The sequence below is a fragment of the Hanstruepera neustonica genome, assembly GCF_002895005.1.
Lineage (GTDB): Bacteria > Bacteroidota > Bacteroidia > Flavobacteriales > Flavobacteriaceae > Hanstruepera > Hanstruepera neustonica.
Genome location: NZ_POWF01000001.1, coordinates 688,003 through 706,382 on the forward strand (window position 1 = coordinate 688,003; position 18,380 = coordinate 706,382).

Here is an 18,380-nt window from a genome sequence, read left to right on the forward strand (position 1 = left end):
GATTGATGAAATATTAGAACGTAAAAGTTATATAAATGTTACAAAAAAGCCTCGATATTTCGAGGCTTTAACATTTTAATGTGTTTGATAAATTATTTATTCTTGATTTTAATGGGCTCTTTTGATAAATAGACTTTTGGATTTTTAGAGTCCGAATTTTTAGTTGAAATATTCATGCTTTTATCGGTTTTTAATATTTCAATAGCCTTATCGGAACTTATTTGTTTGCCTTCATAATAAAACGTAGCACCTTTTTTTGCCATGTCAATAACATGATCCAATGGTGATTTTGGTGGAGGTGGTGGCGGCGGAACTTCAACGATTTCTGATTTTGGTGGTGGAGGCGGTAAAGGCTCTCGCTCACTTACTTTTCCATTTTCAACTTTGTACTTTTTATAATATTCCTCACTTATTTTTTGATATTTTTCTTTTTGCTCTTTTGTAGCATTTGCAGGAACAGGCGGTGGTGGAGGTGGTATTGCCACTACTTCAACATTCTTTGGACCTTTAGGGGTTTCAGGGGCCTTTACTTCTCTGGCTTTACCATTTTCAACAATTATTTGTTTGTCAGAATTATTTCTAACCTTATAATATGGCTCCTTATTTTTTAAAGGTTTTTCTGGCTCTGGTGGAGGAGGCGGAAAGTTGGGAAATGGCTCTGCGGATTTTCGTTGTTCTTCTGTCATCAAATCGTATAAATATTTAAGACGCTTCATGTCAGAAAGTTTTATGGTATAACTGTCACCTTTTTGAGAATTATAGTATTTAGCCAATTTGTTGTATTCAGCTATTTGTTCTTTAGAGGCACCTTTTTGTTGTTCAATTTTCTTTTCAATGGCAAAAGGTGTATTCCCTTTTTCTCTAATGATCTCTTGGTTAAAAGTTACAATACGGTGAAAGCCATATTTAATAAAATTGTTGTAAATAAACCAAACTTCTTCATCTGAAACAGGTTTACCACTATTTACATGAACATTTATGATGCGATTTCGTATTTCTGGAGAAATATCTTGATGCAGCTGGTTTAAGATGGATACAAAAGTTGCTTTAGTGGCACTGCTGCCAGCAATTTTATATGTCCCATTTTCAAGAACATCAATATCAATACTTCTTGCTGTGTGACTTATTTCTGAAGAATTTGAAGCCATGGTCTTTTCAACAATTTTGTTTGTGCTAAAACTGTAGATTAGAATCGCTAATAAAGGTAGTAGCACTAAACTCCTAACCCAAATAATGTGTTTTGATGTGTGTGTTTTCATAACTGTAAAACGTTTTTTGATTGATGAATAATTAATGGCATTTGCCAATTGTGGTTCGTGATCATTTGATGAGAATGCCAATAAGGTATTTTGATAATTTTTAAGCTCAAAGCCTTGGTTGATAACGGCTTGATCGGCTAAAAATTCATGATTGAGCTTGATGTCTTTTTTAATGAAATAGAGTAGCGGATTAAACCAAAACACAATTTGAAAAACCTCAATAAACAAAATGTCTAAAGCGTGTTTTTCTCTAGCATGTGTTTCTTCATGAAATAGTACTTCTTGAGGAATTTCATGAGCTTCATATTTGGTTTTATTAAAGAAAATATAATTTAAAAAGGTGTGTGGCTGAACCGAATCGTGCAATAAAACATAAATAACCGAATGGTTTTTAAATTTTGGATTGTGTTTAATACGTTTAAGAATGTTACATAAGTTCATACCGAAGCGAATTGTAAAAACCAAAACACCAATACTGTAAATAGTCCACAAAATCATTGACCAAGAGTTTACAGGTTCTTCAAATAGTTGTTCTGGAACATAAGGAGGTGTGGCTATTTCAGAATTGTAAGCAGGTATTTCCAAAGGAGCCACTTCAACGTAAGTTGTAAATGTTATCAGCGGAATAATAGCCGATATAATTAAAGTTCCCAACAAATAGCCACGTTTGAATTGATGGAAGCTTTCCTTTTCCAAGAACAACTTGTAGAACAGCATAAAAACAGCCAAGCAGGCACTGAATTTTAGAATGTAAAGTATCATGGTTATCTGCTTTTAATTTCGTTGTCAATCAATTTTTTTAACTCTTCCAATTCGGATTTAGACAAATTGGTTTCTTTGGTAAAAAAAGATGCAAATTGCGAAGCACTGTCATTAAAAAAATCTTTTATCAGTCCGTTTACATGTTTTGAGAAATAGGTTTTCTTTTTAACCAACGGATAGTATTCACGAGATTTCCCAAAGGTTGTGTAAGCAACAAAACCTTTGTCTGCCATACGTTTTAAAAGGGTAGCCACAGTCGTGGGAGCAGGTTTGGGTTCTGGGTAGGCATCTAATAGATCTTTCATAAAGGCTTTTTCCAGTTTCCATAAGTGGTTCATTAAATCTTCTTCTGATTTTGATAATTGCATTTTTCTACAAATTTAGAATATGTTCTACAAACATAGAATAAAAAATTGTATTCTACAAATGTAGAGATAGAAAAGATTAAAAAAATCCGCTCAACAGGAGCGGATTGTATTCTATTTAGAAAGTTCAGTAAAATATTTGTAGAACAATGGTATGGTTTCAATGCCTTTAAAGTAATTCCAAATACCATAATGTTCGTTTGGTGAATGGATGGCGTCGCTATCCAAACCAAAGCCCATTAAAATGGTTTTGCTTTTTAACTCTTGCTCGAAAAGTGCAACAATTGGAATACTACCACCACTTCGCTGCGGGATGGGTTTCTTTCCAAACGATTCCTCGTAAGCTTTACTAGCGGCTTGATAGCCAATACTATCAATAGGTGTGACATAACCTTGACCGCCATGATGTGGTTTGACTTTAACCTTGACACCTTCAGGAGCAATGCTTTCAAAATGCGTTTTAAATAATTGAGTGATTTCTTCCCAATCTTGGTGAGGTACTAAACGCATAGATATTTTAGCAAAGGCTTTACTGGCAATAACGGTTTTGGCACCCTCACCAATGTAGCCTCCCCAAATACCGTTAACATCTAACGTAGGACGGATGGAGTTTCGTTCATTGGTTGTATAGCCTTTTTCACCATACACATCATCAATATCCAAGGATTTCTTATAAGAATCCAAAGAGAAAGGTGCTTTTGCCATTTCGTTACGTTCTTCTTTTGATAATTCTTCTACTTTATCATAAAACCCAGGAATGGTAATGTGGTTGTTCTCATCATGAAGTGAGGCAATCATTTTTGTTAATACATTTATAGGGTTTGCCACAGCACCTCCATACAACCCAGAATGCAAGTCACGATTGGGGCCTGTTACTTCGACTTCCACATAACTTAAGCCACGTAAACCAGTTGTGATACTTGGTACGTCTTTGGCAATCATGCCTGTATCTGAAATAAGAATGACGTCATTTTTTAACTTTTCACGATTGTTTTTTACGAAAGTAGAAAGGTTAACACTCCCAACTTCTTCCTCACCTTCAATCATAAATTTGACATTACAAGGCAATTGATTGGTGGAAGTCATAAATTCCAGAGCCTTTACATGCATATACATTTGGCCTTTATCATCACAGGCACCACGTGCAAAAATAGCACCGTCAGGGTGTAATTCAGTTTTTTTGATAATGGGCTCAAAAGGCGGCGATGTCCATAATTCCAAAGGATCAGCTGGTTGTACATCATAGTGCCCATAAACTAAAATAGTGGGTAATTTAGCATCAATAATTTTTTCTCCATAAACTATAGGATAGCCATCAGTTTGGCAAATTTCCACGTTATCACAACCTGCATTTTCTAAACTGGCTTTGACAGCATTGGCTGTTTTAAGCATATCATTTTTATAAGCCGAGTCTGCACTTATAGAAGGTAATTTAAGTAACTCGATAAGCTCGTTTAAAAAGCGTTCTTGGTTTTTGTTTACGTAGTCTTTAATATTATCCATAATCTATTTTTCAATTTCTCCAAAAGTACAAAAGACAGAGAACTTTTTTGCAGTAGATAGATTTGAATATTCAAACTATTGTTTATATTTGCATCCCATTTATTGGGAAATCTAATGCGGGCGTGGTGGAATTGGTAGACACGCTAGACTTAGGATCTAGTGCCGCGAGGTGTGGGAGTTCGAGTCTCCCCGCCCGCACGAAAAAAAGCTTCTTGAAAACAAGAAGCTTTTTCTGTAATTGACAATTGCTATTAATCAATTATATACTCAGATTTTCATAAGTTTAGTGGTAAAATGACTTCCTGAGTTGTTCGTTGCTTTTATAAAGTATATACCTTGTTTTAATCCTGATGTTTCAAATGTGTGACCCGCAATATAGCTACCTTGGAAAGCTTTAACTAATTTGCCGGTTGTGTCAAATATCTCAACAGATTTTACATTTGAATTAACAGAAAAATGATTGGTTGTTGGGTTTGGGAATAATCTTGTAGTTTTGAAATTTAAGTTGTCCTCAAGTCCTAATGTCATCGCATAAGTATATTGCGTTGATGGTTTCCAAAAGATATCAGCATTGCTAAATCCGTTCCAATCGTCGGCAAAATAAATGGCATATCCAGTAATATTCGTATTATTTAAAGTTATGTTGAATTCTTCAGTACCATCGTTGATAGATACAATCATAGTAGTCTCGGTATTAAGGGTAAACTCAAACTTAAAATCGTTGTAATCTGCAGATCCGTTTATAGATGATGTATTTACAGTGCCTCCATTTGAAACCACTTCCCAGGGATCGAAAGCACCACCATTGCCATTTAAATTGACTTGAACCGCATAGTTGTTTTGCCGGTCGTCCCAACTCAATGTTGAAGTTGGGCTTGACAACAGTGCTATACCAATTTGACCAAAAGCTTGCGTAGCTGCAACTGTTATGGTAAAACTATCGCCAATAGCCATAATACTTGGCGTGCCACCAGTTAAACCGTTCTCGGTAAAGGTTTTCCAAGCTACAGACTGTTTGGCACCACCACCATTTGCCCACATGCCAAGTTCGTCAGCCCCATTATCAAAATGACCACCACTATCAAAAAAGATGGCATCGTAATTCGCAACTCTTTGTGGATATTGAATGGTCGTTTGGGCAAAAACACCCACAGCAAATAAGCAAAATGCCAGTACGTAAAGATTATTCATAACTATATAATTCTTTAGTTAATAATCAGTTGTTTGGTTACAGAGCTATTATTGGCGTCTATTTTAACAAGGTAAAGACCATTTGAAATTTTTGAAACATCAAATTCATGATTAGTATCAAATTGCCCTTTTTCCTGATAAATTAGTTTTCCCGTTGTATCATAAATAGTAATAGTATCTATAGGTTGATTAATTTTAAAGGTGTCCTGAGTTGGATTTGGATATAGCTGTAAATTGCTTACATTCTCCATACTATCAACACTCAATGTAGTTGATGCATTTCCATAAATTCTGAATTCACCAGGTGGAATATTGAACGGAGCTGTTGTATTACTCACATTTATGGAAGAACTACCAGTATCATCCATCAAATCATACCACGTACCTGTATAGGGAAAATCTGGTACAATATTCTGTGCAACGACATCAAAATTTGCAAGAATGACTACATTTTTAAGTTCTGTACTTGGAAGCGCATCGTCCCAAATAAAAATACGAGGCGTTAAATCTCCTGAATCTATAGAGTAATTACCTTCAAATACGGCCTCTTGGATTTTTAGTGCATTCAATCGTGCCCAATCACTATAGACTTGTGCTCGAGATGGATCATTAGGCCAATCGTTAACCCATTGCGGTTGCGGCTTGGTGTCAAGTTTACAATCGCCATCTGTTCCACCTGGTTCATTGACGGTTCCGTTGTTACAAGTAAAAATGGAATTTTCCATACCCAATTCTCCAAAATGCCAAATCATTTTAGGCCCCGGAATAGTTAGAGTTACAGCGCCAAGTGCAGACATCCTATTTAAAGCTGTGTTTAAGTCTCTAACATCATAACCACCTGAACTATTTCCAAATTGAACATTTCTATACATTAAACGCTCCTCATCATGACTTTCAGCATATCCTACTAGTCTAGGAGCTGAAAAGCCTCTTGACTCATGCCCCATTCTATTAATATTGGAATTTGTGGAGTATCCCATTGTTAATTGGTTGTATTGGGAATTCATAATACCCCACATCATTATACCTTTTCCTTCTCCAATTCTGTAGTTGGCCCATTGTTGTTCTTCACCGTCTTGACCGAGATGTTCAAAAATAACATAATGGTCTGGGTCTAAACTCCAGGAATAATCGGCATATTGTTTCAGTATGTCAACGCGATCTTGTTGGTAGGAGTTTGTACAGCCTTCATCACTTCCAGAACAATTTTGCGTAAACCCTTTGGTTAAATCCCAGCGGAAACCATCAATATGAAACTCTTCTATCCAATGCTGAACGACACGTTGTACATAATTTTGTGTCATGGGTTGCTGGTGATTAAAATCGTTCCCAACATTATAGCTGTGTCGAGCAGTTTGGTTAAAGTATGGATTTTCACTACTAGGTCCACCCCAGCCATCACCGTCAGGATCGTCCATCCACATGCGCACCATTGGGTTTCTACCAAAAGCATGATTTAGCGCAATATCCAAAATAACAGCAATGCCATTTTGATGACAGGTGTCAACGAACTCTTTGAACTTGTCTTCGGTGCCATAAAACTTATCTAATGCCATGTGGAAAGCCGTGTTATAACCCCAGCTTTCATTGCCTTCATACTCCATGACTGGCATTAATTCAATAGCATTGACATTTAATTCTTTGAAATAATCAATTTTGTCAATTAAGTCCTGATAATTTCTGTCACCATCAAAATCTCTAATTAATACTTCGTATATAACAAGGTCTTCTTTTTTGGGTTTGGTAAAGTTTGTTACTTGCCAATTATATTCGGTTTGTCCTGTTTGAAGCACCGTGACTTCACGTTCTTGACCAGCAGGATAGGCTGGTAAGTTAGGATAAGATGAAGTTGGAATCCAAGGGTCATCGAAAGGTGATAGCACCAATGTTGAGTAAGGATCAGCGGTTTTGACTTCATTAGGTGAATTACTCACAGGGCTGTTATCATATATCCAATATTGATAAGTATTAATCTCACCAGGAGTCAACCCAGTAACTTCTAACCAAAATTTAGAACTCGAAGGGTCTTTTTTCATTAAGTGAGAGCTGTACGGATTCCAGTTATTAAAACTTCCGGCTAGATAGACAAAGTCCTTATTGGGAGCATCTACTACTAAAGTCGCTTTTGTTGCGTCTGAATCATTGTAGTTAATACCATCAACAAGACCCGCAGGCAATGCTTCAAGGGTTAAACTGGCAATGACCACTTCAAAAGTGGCTTCTCCTGATTCAGTTGATCCAAAAGGCGTTCCAACCACCCTCATAGTGCCAGATTCAGTTACATTGGTAATTGTTGTACCATAATTTGGAAAACCAGTTCCAGTAGCTACAGAATTATTATTTAAAAAAACCTCAAAATTACCAACTTCGGTGTTACCCCCAGAAATCATATAAGCACTAATTGGGACATTACCACCAGATTCTATAATAACAGTATCTGAAGTTGGGTTATTTAGGATGAGAGTGACAATACCAACATAGAATAATTCGTCTTGAGATTGTTGCGAACCATCATCACTTTTAACAAGCATACCTATTTGCCCAATACCAGTATCATTGAAAAATGAAGTAGGTGTCAAGGTAAAGGTATAAGTGCCATCATTGTTATTGGTAAACTTTTGGACTTCATTTGAGTTTGTCCAATCTCCGTTTGTTGGAGAATCACCAACTTGATTTCCATTGGTATCAAAATACCATGACCATAAATAAATATCTTCACCGTCAGTACTTCCCCAAATGGAAGCATCTAAATTCGATACTGTAATGGTAATCTCCTCATTTTCTTCGAATGCCGAGGGAGAAATATCGAATACAACATCGTCTTGTGTTTGTGCAGATAAAACTACTAAAAAGAATAAAAATGGAATAGAAAGTAATTTATGTTTCATAGCTTTTTAATGAAAAAAGGCTATGGATTTCCTCCATAGCCCTTTAAGAAATTATTGTAAGGTTATTGTTTTGTTAACAGTATCCATAGTTAAGGTATAAGTTCCAGGTGTTCCTACAAATCTGAAATTATTATCACCATCAAGAGCATCTTCAAATAAAGGATCGATGGTGTAACCTTCACCTACATAATAAGGGAAATTTCTACCTGAACCCCAATCGCCTTCAGCAGTAAAGAATCTAAAAGCATCATTGGCAAAAGTAACCTCTGCTGAATAGATTCCTGCACCTGTACATGGGAATACTACTGGAGTATCCCAACCCCAACCAGCATCAGGAACACCAGCACCAACCAACCAAAGTTGGTCAAACTCACAAGTTGTTTGTGGCGGACCTAAAGTAATGGTTTGATTAACTGTATCAACTGTTAAGAAATATTGACCGGTAGTTCCAATGAATGCAAAATTACTATCACCATCCATGGCATTGGTAAAGTTAGGATCTATAGTATAACCTTGATCAGAATAATAAGGGAAATTTCTACCTGAACCCCAATCACCTTCAGCTGTAAAGAATCTGAAGTTGTTATCGGCACCCCCATTATTTTGTAGATTCACATTGCCTGAATAAACACCATTTCCTGTACAGGGTAATTGAACAGGTGAATCCCAACCCCAACCAGCATCAGGAACACCAGCTCCTACTAACCAAAGTTGGTCAAACTCGCAATTTGGTCCAACAATAGGAGGGCCTAATGTAATAGTTTTATTTTCCATGTCTATTTCAAGGAAATATTCACCAGCAGTACCAACAAATTGGAAATTACTATCACCGTCATTGGCATTTACTAAATTGGCATCAATTGTAAATCCTCTGGACTCATACCATGGGTAGTTGAAACTCACAGGGTTCCAATCCATTTGAGCAAAGAATCTAAAGTTTCCGCCATTATCTGGTGATAAGTTCACATTGCTTGAATATACTGATCCTTGAAGTAAAAGTTCTACTGGTGAATCCCAGCCCCAACCAGCATCAGGTAATCCTGCTCCAACACCATATATCACTGGTAATAGCGCAGTTTCATAAGGTGTAACAGTTATGGTAATAAAATCTGAAATACGTTCTAAATCACCACTAGCTGTTTCAATAACAGATCGAACCCTAACGTCCAATGTTCCAGCCATATCAACAGCAAGTCCAAGGTTTAATGCGGCGTCATTTAGTTCTCCATGAGTGGTATCATCCATTCTTTCAGAAGTATTTCCAATATTTTCAACAACAGCAAAATCAGTTCCAGCCACAGCTACTTCTAGACTATAATTAATAATTACTGGTGTTTCATCAGAAAAATCTGGATCATCCCAAGTTACACTTAATGCAGTTTCATCTTCAGTAACATCCGACAAAACAACTGCGAAACTGTTATCAGGACTTGTGATTATAGGGTTTTCTTCTGGATATGAGCTTATTACAAGTGTTATGACGTCTGTATATTCACCTCCAGCATTAACTCTAAAGTATAATGATGTTTCTTCAAAAGCAGGCACTTCATAATCTAATAATATGGCATTCAAGCTTTCAACTGTTAATGAAAAAGTATTGCTTGATGAAGAACCAATAGTAACTGTTTCAGTGAATTCCTCATTAGAAGACATTTCTATTGTATAGTTACTTGAATTTGTTACATTATCTTCCCAAACAATTGTAAGCGCAACATTTTGCTCATTTTGATTATCCAAAAATAAGGTAGCACCACTATTTGGTGATACAATAGTAAAAGAGTCATCAGGTGCAACAAATCCAAAATCATTTTCATCATTACAACTAATCACCACAAAAAGTAGTGTTAAAAGGTATATGGTTTTTAATAAATTTTTCATAGCAAATTAGTTTAATGTTAGAGAGTAAGTATATTCTCTTGGGTTTGATAAATCTAAAACTATGGTATAATTACCAGATTCAGGAACACCAATATTATCTCCGCTGAATTCCATAGTTCCATCAGCTCCGGTATCACCTAAATTAATGGTCCATTCGTCGTTTACTCTAAATTTCAATCCGTTATCTGGAGCACTTTGAGCTACTAAGTCCATTGTAATTCTTAAAGTCTGTGTTTCAGGGTCGTAGATCATATCGGTATCACTATCCCAGCCGGTTGGTGTAGCATTACCAATTACGCCCCAGCTATGTGCTTCAGCCGAATAAGTTAGAGCATCTGTATCAGCCTTAACTAAATAATATCCTGCAGTAGCAGTACAGTTAACTTCGTCATCAACTACTAGTACACCATTGAAATTACCATCATCTCCCCAATCTGTATTTCCCCATTCAAATACACCAGTTTGGTTTGGTGCTAAAAACTTATATTCACCATCTAGCCAAACATAGCCTTCATAATCCGTTTCACCAAAAGCTGAAGCTGCAAGTACTGGAACTGGAGGATCAGTAGCATCTGGAGCCCAACCTTGATGGTTTCCTGGTACAGCAATTTTAGGTAAATCCGTGGTAAATGGTGTTACGGATATAGTAACTGGATCTGAATATTGCGGTAGTCTACTCGGGTCACCTACGGTAGATTTAATTCTAACATCCACATTGCTAGAAGTAAAAGGTGGTAATCCTAGAGAACTAACTGCTCCGTTAAAATCAGCAATACTCATTGTAAAGTATGTGTCACGAATTGTTGCTAGTGTTCTAGCGTCATCAAAATTTGCGCCACCAGTAGCAATTTCAATGGAATAATCCATACCAGTTGGGGTACCATAGCTCGAATGGTCCCAACTAAAGGTAATAGCGATATTAGTCTGTTCTTCAAATGGATTTAAAACAAACTCCTGACCATTTGTTGGTGTATTTATAACACTGGCACTTTCTGCAGCAACGATTAACTTTTCATCGTCATCTGAACATGACCCTAAAAACAATGCTAATGCAAAAAGCCATGTTATTTTAAGTATATTTTTCATTTCCTTCATTTTTTTATTAATAACCTGGATTTTGTTGAAGATTTGGATTGGCACTTAAAGCTTGTTCAGGTATCGGGAACAAGTTGTAATGTGCAGGAATAGAAGCCCCATTTTGAACATTACCTTTCCAAGGCCATAAATAACTACTGCCTGTAAACATTCCAAAACGGATTAAATCTGTTCTTCTATGTCCTTCAAAATTTAGTTCACGACCTCTTTCGTCGATAATAAAATCTAAAGTCAACTCATTCATTGAGATCGGATCTGCTGAAGAACGAGTTCTTACGTTATTTACCAACGTTAACGCTTTATTCATATCGGCACCTGCAGCACCCCTTAAAGCACATTCCGCATACATCAGATTCGCATCTGCAAGTCTGTATAATGGAAAATCAGTACTTGAAAAAGATGTTGTGGTATTCGATGAACTATTAAATTCAGTATTTCGAAATTTAATGGATGGATAGCCATCTGTCCATTCCCTGTAGTCTGTCATGACATAGTTATGTCCAGATGTCCAAAACAAAGCTGCTCGAGCATCATTTGATGTTCCTAAATCTCCAAACAACCCATACCATGCTGATGTTGCTCTGTGACCTTGCCAACCTTCAGCAGCACCAAATTCAGATAATGTCATGGTATCTGAACTCAAACTACCATTAACAATATAAGTTGTATTACCAAAACTTTGACTGTTTACAGCATCTGCAATTAACGGAAAAATAATTTCTGGAGAGACATCGTTGTCAGCAGAAAAATTCTCTAAAAAGTTTGGTGCTAATTGATAGCCGCCTTCATCAATAACGATATTCAAATAAGTTAGCGCTTCAGAGTATCGATTTTCACCAATGTATACTTCGGCATTCATGTATAATTTAGCTAACAGCATCGCAGCGACATATTTGTTAGCACGACCATAACCATTATCTTCTGACATGCTGGATTGTATTTCTAGCATTTCAGCTTCAACAAATTCAAAAAGTTGTCTTCTATTAGATTCTGGAAGTGGATCCGTTTGATTTAGGTTTTCTTCTGTAACCAATACACCTTTACCAAAAGCATCAATCAAATAGAAATATGCTAATGATCTTAAAAAACGGGCTTCCAATAAAGCTTCTCCAGTATCAGGAAGATTACTAGTGTTCAAAATACTAATAAGGTTATTACATTGCGGGATGGTATAATAAGCTCGGTTATATAAATATCTAAAGAACTTATTGTTGGCATCCCAACTTGATGTTGTAGTCAATTGATCTAAACCATCATCTCCCCATCTGTTTTTCATGGCATCTGCAGTAAAGTCTTGCAGATTAATAATTCCTCTTAAGAAAGGCGATTCTCCAGGATCATCACTAATATCTGAACTTCCAGGGCCATCAGGTCCAGAAAGCGCAAAGGATGCATATAATCTAGAGACAATACCTTCAACGGCATTTGGGTCAGTTGCCAAAAGTTCCTCTAGTGATAGTTCTACTTTTGGTTCCGTATCTAAATCAGCTGTACATGACACGAGTGTCAAAAACATTATTCCTATTATAAAAATTATTTTTTTCATAGTCTATTTTTTTAAAAGTCAAAATTAACGCCCAATGTGAACGTTGTTGGTCTTGGATAAAAATCTCGGTCGATACCTCCAAAATTTTGAGGATCTATACCGTCATAATCTGTAATGATAAATGGATTTGAAACGGCTCCATACATTCTAACATTGCCATTTTTAATCATATTGTCAAAAGTGTAACCTAAAACAATATTATTACATCTTAAAAAGGTGGCATCCTCTATGAAGTAATCTGAAAATTGAATATTTCCATTTACGTTTTCAAATGCAGGATCTGCAGCACCATTATAAAAATTCAATACGTTAGTAATACTATTGTTATTGGCAGGTACTGCGGCTTCAGTAAACCCGTAGTTCATTTTACTGAAATTATAAATATTTCCTCCTACTTGTCCGACAAATACGGTAGTGAAATCCCATTTTTTATAGGAGATATCCATACCAAAACCATATGTCCAGTTAGGAGCTATTTGAACGTGATATCTATCATCATCATTAATAATATTATCACCATTCAAATCAGCAAATGCACCAGGTATTACATTCCCATTACTGTCATATAACTGTTTAAACACATAAGCGCTTTGCGCTTGTTGCCCAACAACATCACTTAATAAAAAAGAGCCTGTGCCTCTTAAACTTCCACCTCTATTGATATCTGCTTGTCCACCTATATCAGTAATCTCGTTATATACATAACTTAAATTACCATTTAAAGATACGGATAAATCATCAGTTTGAATAGCGTTAAGATTTAAATTTAGCTCAAAACCTCTACCTTCTGACTCACCAACATTTTTAACGAAGGTGTCAGAAAACCCCTGTCCTGGAGGTACGTTCACACGAGCCAATAAATCTTTTGTCTCTCTTTTGAAGATATCAAATGAACCTGCAATTAAATCGTTTTTAAAGAAACTAAAATCAACTCCTAGGTTGTATGTTGTTGTTTTTTCCCAAGTTAAATCTGGGTTATAAGGTAAGGCAGAATATAATCCAGCACCAGGTAAATATTGACTGTTCGGGCTACCAGGCGTAAATAAAGGGGTTGTTGGATAATAACCCACCACTTGTGAGATATCATTTTGTCCTGTTTTACCCCATCCAAATCTAATTTTAAAATCGTTTACAAAATTAACATTATTCATAAACTCTTCACTCGATACCTTCCAAGCAAATGCAGCTGCAGGGAAAAAGCCCCAAGCATTTGAATCCCAAACATCATCAAGTACAAACAAAGAGGAGGCATCAGCTCTAACAGAAAATGTAAATAGGTATCGATCTAATATATCAATATTAGTTCTTCCGAAGAAGGATTGTAAGTTGTATTCATTGTAATAACGGTTATTCGGATTAGCAGGATCAAAAATCAATTCTCTTAATCCAACTTGATCATCATCATCTGGCGTATTAGGGTCGTCTACATGATAACGATATTCCCTTTTTGTGCCATCATTTTTAAAATTCTGATAAGAATAACCAGCTTGAACATCAATTTTAGTTACGAATTTATCGTCATATAGTTTGGTGTATTGCAGAAAAGCATCCATTGTGGTGTTGGTGATATCTTGATTTTCAGCATAATTTTCGCCAGGATTGAACAAATAATTACCATCAACATCAAACTGATAAGTGGCAGCTGCATTATTAAAAAATCTTTCAGTAATCTTCGCTTTTGAAGCATCCAAACCTAAATTTACGACCGCTCTCAAACCAGGAAGGAAATTCAGAGAATAATCTAATTCCAAATTACCTAAAAAACGGGTTGCGCGTTCTGGGCGTTCACGCTGCTCCAACAGTGCTAATGGATTCCATTGTCCATCCAAAATTAAACGGTTTCCATCTTGAGCAGTATTAAAATAATAACCTCCAAATCGATTATCAGGTGCGTTATTATAAACTGGTTTTGTGGGATCAAAAACTAAAGAACCACCTAGCGCACCACCAGTATCTACTGAATTCTTATCTGCATAGGTTGCTTTAGCATTTAATGTAACTTTTAAATCGTCATCAAAAAATCGGGGGGAAAGATTAATGGATGCTGTTACTCTTTCGTAATCATCTGTTTTTACAATACCTTCAGCATTGGTATAACCTATAGACCCTCTAAAAGGCAATACATCAAATAAATTAGCTCTAGCGCTAAAATTAGTGTTTGACGTGAAAGCCGATCTCAAAACACTATCTCTCCAATCCGTATCATAAATGGCACGTGGACCATTAGGTGTATCAATAATTTGGGATATAGGTTCATTAGTTTGTACAGATCCAATTGGCACCCCTAATTTATCAACTAAATCCGGATGATATTCTTGAATGAATCTGACATAGGTAGCACTATCCATCATATCCAATCCTTCACCAGCACTATTGACCGAAATATCGGTTGAGAAATTAAATTGTGGCGCTCCAGATGTTCCTTTTTTAGTGGTTATAATAATGACACCATTAGACGCCCTAGCCCCATAAATGGCAGTAGCAGAGGCATCTTTTAAAATAGAAAAACTTTCTACATCATTTGGGTTTACCAATGACAATGGATTGCTTACTCCAGCAGCATTGATATTGGAAAGTGGTACACCATCAATAACAATTAAAGGATTATTGTTAGCACTTAAAGATGAACCTCCTCTAATTCTAATATTTGGAGCAGAATCTGGTTGACCACCAGAATTGGTAATCCTAACACCAGCAATCTTACCGGTTAATAATTGATCCGTTGAGACAATGTTTCCTTTGTTGAAGTCTTCATCGGTTACAAGTGATACAGAACCAGTAGCATCTTCTTTTTTAACAGTTCCATACCCAATAACAACAACTTCGTCTAATTGAGCAGCGTCTTCATCGAGCGCTACATTAAGATTTGATTCGCCGTTGTAAGTGATTTCTTTAGTAACATATCCTAAATAGGAGAATACTAATACATCTCCATTGCTTACCTCAATTTGATAAATTCCATCAAAGTCCGTTGAGGTTCCAGTAGTTGTGCCTTTAATTATAACATTAACCCCTGGTAAAGGCAACGAAGAAGATTGTTCAGTTACTGTTCCAGTTACAAGATTTTGACCAAACATGAATGTTGGTAAAATAAATAACAAAAACAATACACTATTAATTGTTGTTTTCATATAAAGCTTTTGAATTAGTCTTAATTATATTCGTTATATTTCCACTTCTCGATGTTAAATCTATGTAAATATTATGTAAAAAAATGGCGTGAGATTGCGATATTCGTAGCGAAAACGTTTTCGTGTTAACAACTTTTTAAGAAATTTGTTATTTAAGACAGAAAAACACTTCAAAATACTAATTTGCCCTTATATTTATTGGATAAAATGACTATATGAAAAGAAAGATTACATTAAAGCAAATTGCCCGCGAATTGGATGTGTCAATTTCTACTGTTTCGAAGGCCTTAAGAAACAGTTCTGAAATTAGTGAAGATACTCGGGAAAAAGTACAAGCTTTTGCCAAATTGTATAATTACCGCCCTAACAACATTGCTCTAAGTCTAAAGAACCGAAAAACAAAAACCATAGGAATTATAATACCTGAAATTGTCCATCATTTCTTTTCGAAAGTAATTAGTGGTATTGAGCTTGTGGCTAATAAGAAGGGTTATAACGTAATTGTAGGGCTTTCAAATGAATCATTTGATAAGGAGGTCATTAACATGGAAATGCTTGCTAATGGTAGTATAGATGGTTTTATATTATCCATTGCTAAAGAAACTTTGTTGCAGCAGGATTATCATCATTTTAACGAAACCATTAGCCAAGGTATGCCTATTGTCATGTTTGATCGTATTGTGAACGATATAAAGTGCGATAAAGTAATTGTTGATGATGTAAAAGGTGCAAAAAAAGCGGTGGCCAAACTCATAGAAAATGGCTGTAAACAAATTGCAATTATCACAACTAAAGATTATGTGAGTGTTGGTAGATTAAGGACTCAAGGCTATCTGGAAGCTTTAGAGGATCATAAAATTCACCCTAAAGCTAGCTTAATTTTAAAAGTTGATGACAAACTGGTTTCCGAGGATTATTTGGATGTACTTGAGAATGAAATAGAACAACTTTTTAAACAAAACAAAAAACTTGATGGAGTTTTTGCAGTTAACGAACTGTATGCTATAACCGCAATGAAGGTGGCACGCAAATTTGGAAAACATATCCCAAATGATGTTCAAGTTATTGGTTTTACTGATGGTGTATTGTCTAAACATGCTACACCAAGCCTTACAACTGTTAGTCAACATGGTCAAAAAATAGGCGAAAAAGCTGCTGAATTGTTGATTCACAAGCTAGAGCATGAAGAGGAAGAGGAGCGTTTTCAAACTGTAATTATTGAGACAGACTTGATCGAACGAGACTCTACAAAATAAATTTTAACATAGCATATTTAAAAACTTTTATATATTTACAACCGAATCAAAACTTATATTTTCACTTCTCACCATAAGTTTTGATAAGTAAATAGCTTGTCAAAATAGTATTAATTTCAATTGTACTATTATGAAAAAGCGTACCCTTGGTTTTTGGGAAATTTGGAACATGAGTTTCGGTTTTCTAGGAATTCAATTTGGTTTTGCACTTCAAGGAGGCTTTATGTCTCGTATTTTTCAAACACTTGGCGCTGAAAAAGACGCGATTCCATTATTATGGATTGCCGCTCCGCTTACAGGTCTATTAGTGCAGCCCATCATAGGTTATTTAAGTGATAGAACATGGCATCCTAAATTGGGAAGGCGCCGACCTTATTTCTTAATCGGAGCTATATTGAGTTCCCTAGCCTTGTTTTTTGTGCCGCATTCACCAGCACTTTGGGTCGCAGCCGGATTCTTATGGATACTAGATGCTTCCATAAATATTTCAATGGAGCCATTTAGGGCATTAGTGGCTGATAAACTACCTCAATCACAACGGTCCTATGGGTTTGTAGTTCAAACCTTAATTATTGGAATTGGTACTTGGGTAGCAAGTAACCTGCCTTGGATGGTTTCACAATTGGGAGTTAGTAATTCAGCGGAATCAGGAGTAGTTCCTATGTCGGTCAAAGTGGCTTTTGCCATAGGTGCTTTTGTTTTTCTTGTGAGTATACTCTACACCATTTTTACGACTCCAGAATATCCGCCAGAAGACATGGAGGAATTTGAGCGTGAAAAAGCTAGAAAAAATCAGTTTATTCCAGATATTTTAAACAACATTGGCAGTATGCCATTAACCATGAAAAAGTTGGGAGTAATTCAATTTTTTTCGTGGTTTGCGTTTTTTACTATGTGGAGTTTGGCCAATCCGGCTCTTACGGAACATGTGTTTAAAACACCTGTGCCTATAGAATCTGATTTTGATATGACTATTGTTTCCCAAGCCGAAGCATTTAATGTTGCCAATACCGCATTTCAAGAATCATCAAATGCTGTGGGTTCAGCCATGGGTGTGTATGGATTGTCTTCAATGGCATTTGCACTATTATTGACTTTTTACACTTCTAAAAGACGCATTAACAGAAAGTTTGTTCACATGGTTTCATTAATGTTAGGTGGTCTTGGGTTTTTATTAATGAATTACTCTACACCTGAAAACTTAAAGTATTGCTTTATTCTCATAGGTTTTGCTTGGGGCAGTATCTTATCTATGCCTTACGCCATGCTTTCAAGTTCTGTTGACCCTAAAAAAATGGGTGTCATTATGGGGATTTTCAACATGTTTATTGTCATTCCGCAAATCATTGCAGCGTTAGGCGGTATCAATTATGTATCTAGTTTACTGGGTGATGAGGCTATAAATGCTATGACTGTTGCTGGAATTAGTTTGATAATTGCAGGACTTTGTAACCTATTGATTACAAATAAAAATGCCATAACCTATCAACCTGAAGAAATATAAAT

Annotated in this window: 11 protein-coding genes and 1 tRNA gene; 3 read left to right on the forward strand and 9 right to left on the reverse strand. The window is 36.0% G+C overall.

Annotated features, from left to right (window positions below):
- Positions 1-92 precede the first annotated feature (92 nt).
- From C1T31_RS03100 to C1T31_RS03110, 3 genes are all read right to left on the reverse strand, one after another.
- Positions 93-2,021, reverse strand: a complete 1,929-nt coding sequence (locus C1T31_RS03100) for a M56 family metallopeptidase (RefSeq protein WP_103050987.1) — start codon at positions 2,019-2,021, stop codon at positions 93-95.
- A 2-nt stretch (positions 2,022-2,023) separates the two neighbouring features.
- Complete coding sequence (locus C1T31_RS03105) at positions 2,024-2,389, reverse strand: BlaI/MecI/CopY family transcriptional regulator (protein ID WP_103050988.1); 366 nt, start codon at positions 2,387-2,389, stop codon at positions 2,024-2,026.
- 111 nt (positions 2,390-2,500) lie between these two features.
- Positions 2,501-3,889, reverse strand: coding sequence for a dipeptidase (locus tag C1T31_RS03110; protein WP_103050989.1), 1,389 nt, complete (start codon positions 3,887-3,889; stop codon positions 2,501-2,503).
- Between the two features lie 116 nt (positions 3,890-4,005).
- Between C1T31_RS03110 and C1T31_RS03115 the strand changes: the two genes are divergently transcribed.
- Positions 4,006-4,087 (forward strand) — tRNA-Leu (locus C1T31_RS03115).
- Positions 4,088-4,156: 69 nt separating this feature from the next.
- Here C1T31_RS03115 and C1T31_RS03120 read toward each other — a convergent pair.
- The 6 genes from C1T31_RS03120 to C1T31_RS03145 are packed head-to-tail and all read right to left on the reverse strand — an operon-like array spanning position 4,157 to position 15,618.
- On the reverse strand, positions 4,157-5,080 hold the full coding sequence (locus tag C1T31_RS03120; protein ID WP_103050990.1) for a T9SS type A sorting domain-containing protein: 924 nt from the start codon (positions 5,078-5,080) through the stop codon (positions 4,157-4,159).
- Between the two features lie 14 nt (positions 5,081-5,094).
- The gene (locus C1T31_RS03125; protein ID WP_103050991.1) at positions 5,095-7,968 is read right to left on the reverse strand and encodes an alpha-amylase family glycosyl hydrolase; all 2,874 of its coding nucleotides are present in this window, start codon (positions 7,966-7,968) and stop codon (positions 5,095-5,097) included.
- A gap of 51 nt (positions 7,969-8,019) precedes the next feature.
- A complete protein-coding gene (locus C1T31_RS03130; protein ID WP_103050992.1) occupies positions 8,020-9,846 on the reverse strand; it encodes a SusE domain-containing protein in 1,827 nt (608 codons plus the stop codon).
- Positions 9,847-9,852: 6 nt separating this feature from the next.
- Positions 9,853-10,932, reverse strand: coding sequence for a SusE domain-containing protein (locus C1T31_RS03135; RefSeq protein WP_103051305.1), 1,080 nt, complete (start codon positions 10,930-10,932; stop codon positions 9,853-9,855).
- A gap of 16 nt (positions 10,933-10,948) precedes the next feature.
- Positions 10,949-12,487, reverse strand: a complete 1,539-nt coding sequence (locus tag C1T31_RS03140; protein WP_103050993.1) for a RagB/SusD family nutrient uptake outer membrane protein — start codon at positions 12,485-12,487, stop codon at positions 10,949-10,951.
- A gap of 11 nt (positions 12,488-12,498) precedes the next feature.
- Complete coding sequence (locus C1T31_RS03145; RefSeq protein WP_103050994.1) at positions 12,499-15,618, reverse strand: SusC/RagA family TonB-linked outer membrane protein; 3,120 nt, start codon at positions 15,616-15,618, stop codon at positions 12,499-12,501.
- A 215-nt stretch (positions 15,619-15,833) separates the two neighbouring features.
- Here C1T31_RS03145 and C1T31_RS03150 point away from each other — a divergent pair, with 215 nt between their 5' ends.
- Both C1T31_RS03150 and C1T31_RS03155 read left to right on the forward strand, forming a co-directional pair.
- Positions 15,834-16,874: a LacI family DNA-binding transcriptional regulator gene (locus C1T31_RS03150; RefSeq protein ID WP_103050995.1), complete on the forward strand. Its 1,041-nt coding sequence runs from the start codon at positions 15,834-15,836 to the stop codon at positions 16,872-16,874.
- Between the two features lie 130 nt (positions 16,875-17,004).
- Positions 17,005-18,378 (forward strand): MFS transporter, encoded by a 1,374-nt coding sequence (locus C1T31_RS03155; RefSeq protein ID WP_103050996.1) that lies wholly within the window; start codon positions 17,005-17,007, stop codon positions 18,376-18,378.
- Positions 18,379-18,380: the final 2 nt, after the last annotated feature.

Coding starts and splice junctions, on each gene's coding strand:
- C1T31_RS03100 (WP_103050987.1), bottom strand. CDS start 2,021: ATGATACTTTACATTCTAAAATTCAGTGCCTGCTTGGCTGTTTTTATG.
- C1T31_RS03105 (WP_103050988.1), bottom strand. CDS start 2,389: ATGCAATTATCAAAATCAGAAGAAGATTTAATGAACCACTTATGGAAA.
- C1T31_RS03110 (WP_103050989.1), bottom strand. CDS start 3,889: ATGGATAATATTAAAGACTACGTAAACAAAAACCAAGAACGCTTTTTA.
- C1T31_RS03120 (WP_103050990.1), bottom strand. CDS start 5,080: ATGAATAATCTTTACGTACTGGCATTTTGCTTATTTGCTGTGGGTGTT.
- C1T31_RS03125 (WP_103050991.1), bottom strand. CDS start 7,968: ATGAAACATAAATTACTTTCTATTCCATTTTTATTCTTTTTAGTAGTT.
- C1T31_RS03130 (WP_103050992.1), bottom strand. CDS start 9,846: ATGAAAAATTTATTAAAAACCATATACCTTTTAACACTACTTTTTGTG.
- C1T31_RS03135 (WP_103051305.1), bottom strand. CDS start 10,932: ATGAAAAATATACTTAAAATAACATGGCTTTTTGCATTAGCATTGTTT.
- C1T31_RS03140 (WP_103050993.1), bottom strand. CDS start 12,487: ATGAAAAAAATAATTTTTATAATAGGAATAATGTTTTTGACACTCGTG.
- C1T31_RS03145 (WP_103050994.1), bottom strand. CDS start 15,618: ATGAAAACAACAATTAATAGTGTATTGTTTTTGTTATTTATTTTACCA.
- C1T31_RS03150 (WP_103050995.1), top strand. CDS start 15,834: ATGAAAAGAAAGATTACATTAAAGCAAATTGCCCGCGAATTGGATGTG.
- C1T31_RS03155 (WP_103050996.1), top strand. CDS start 17,005: ATGAAAAAGCGTACCCTTGGTTTTTGGGAAATTTGGAACATGAGTTTC.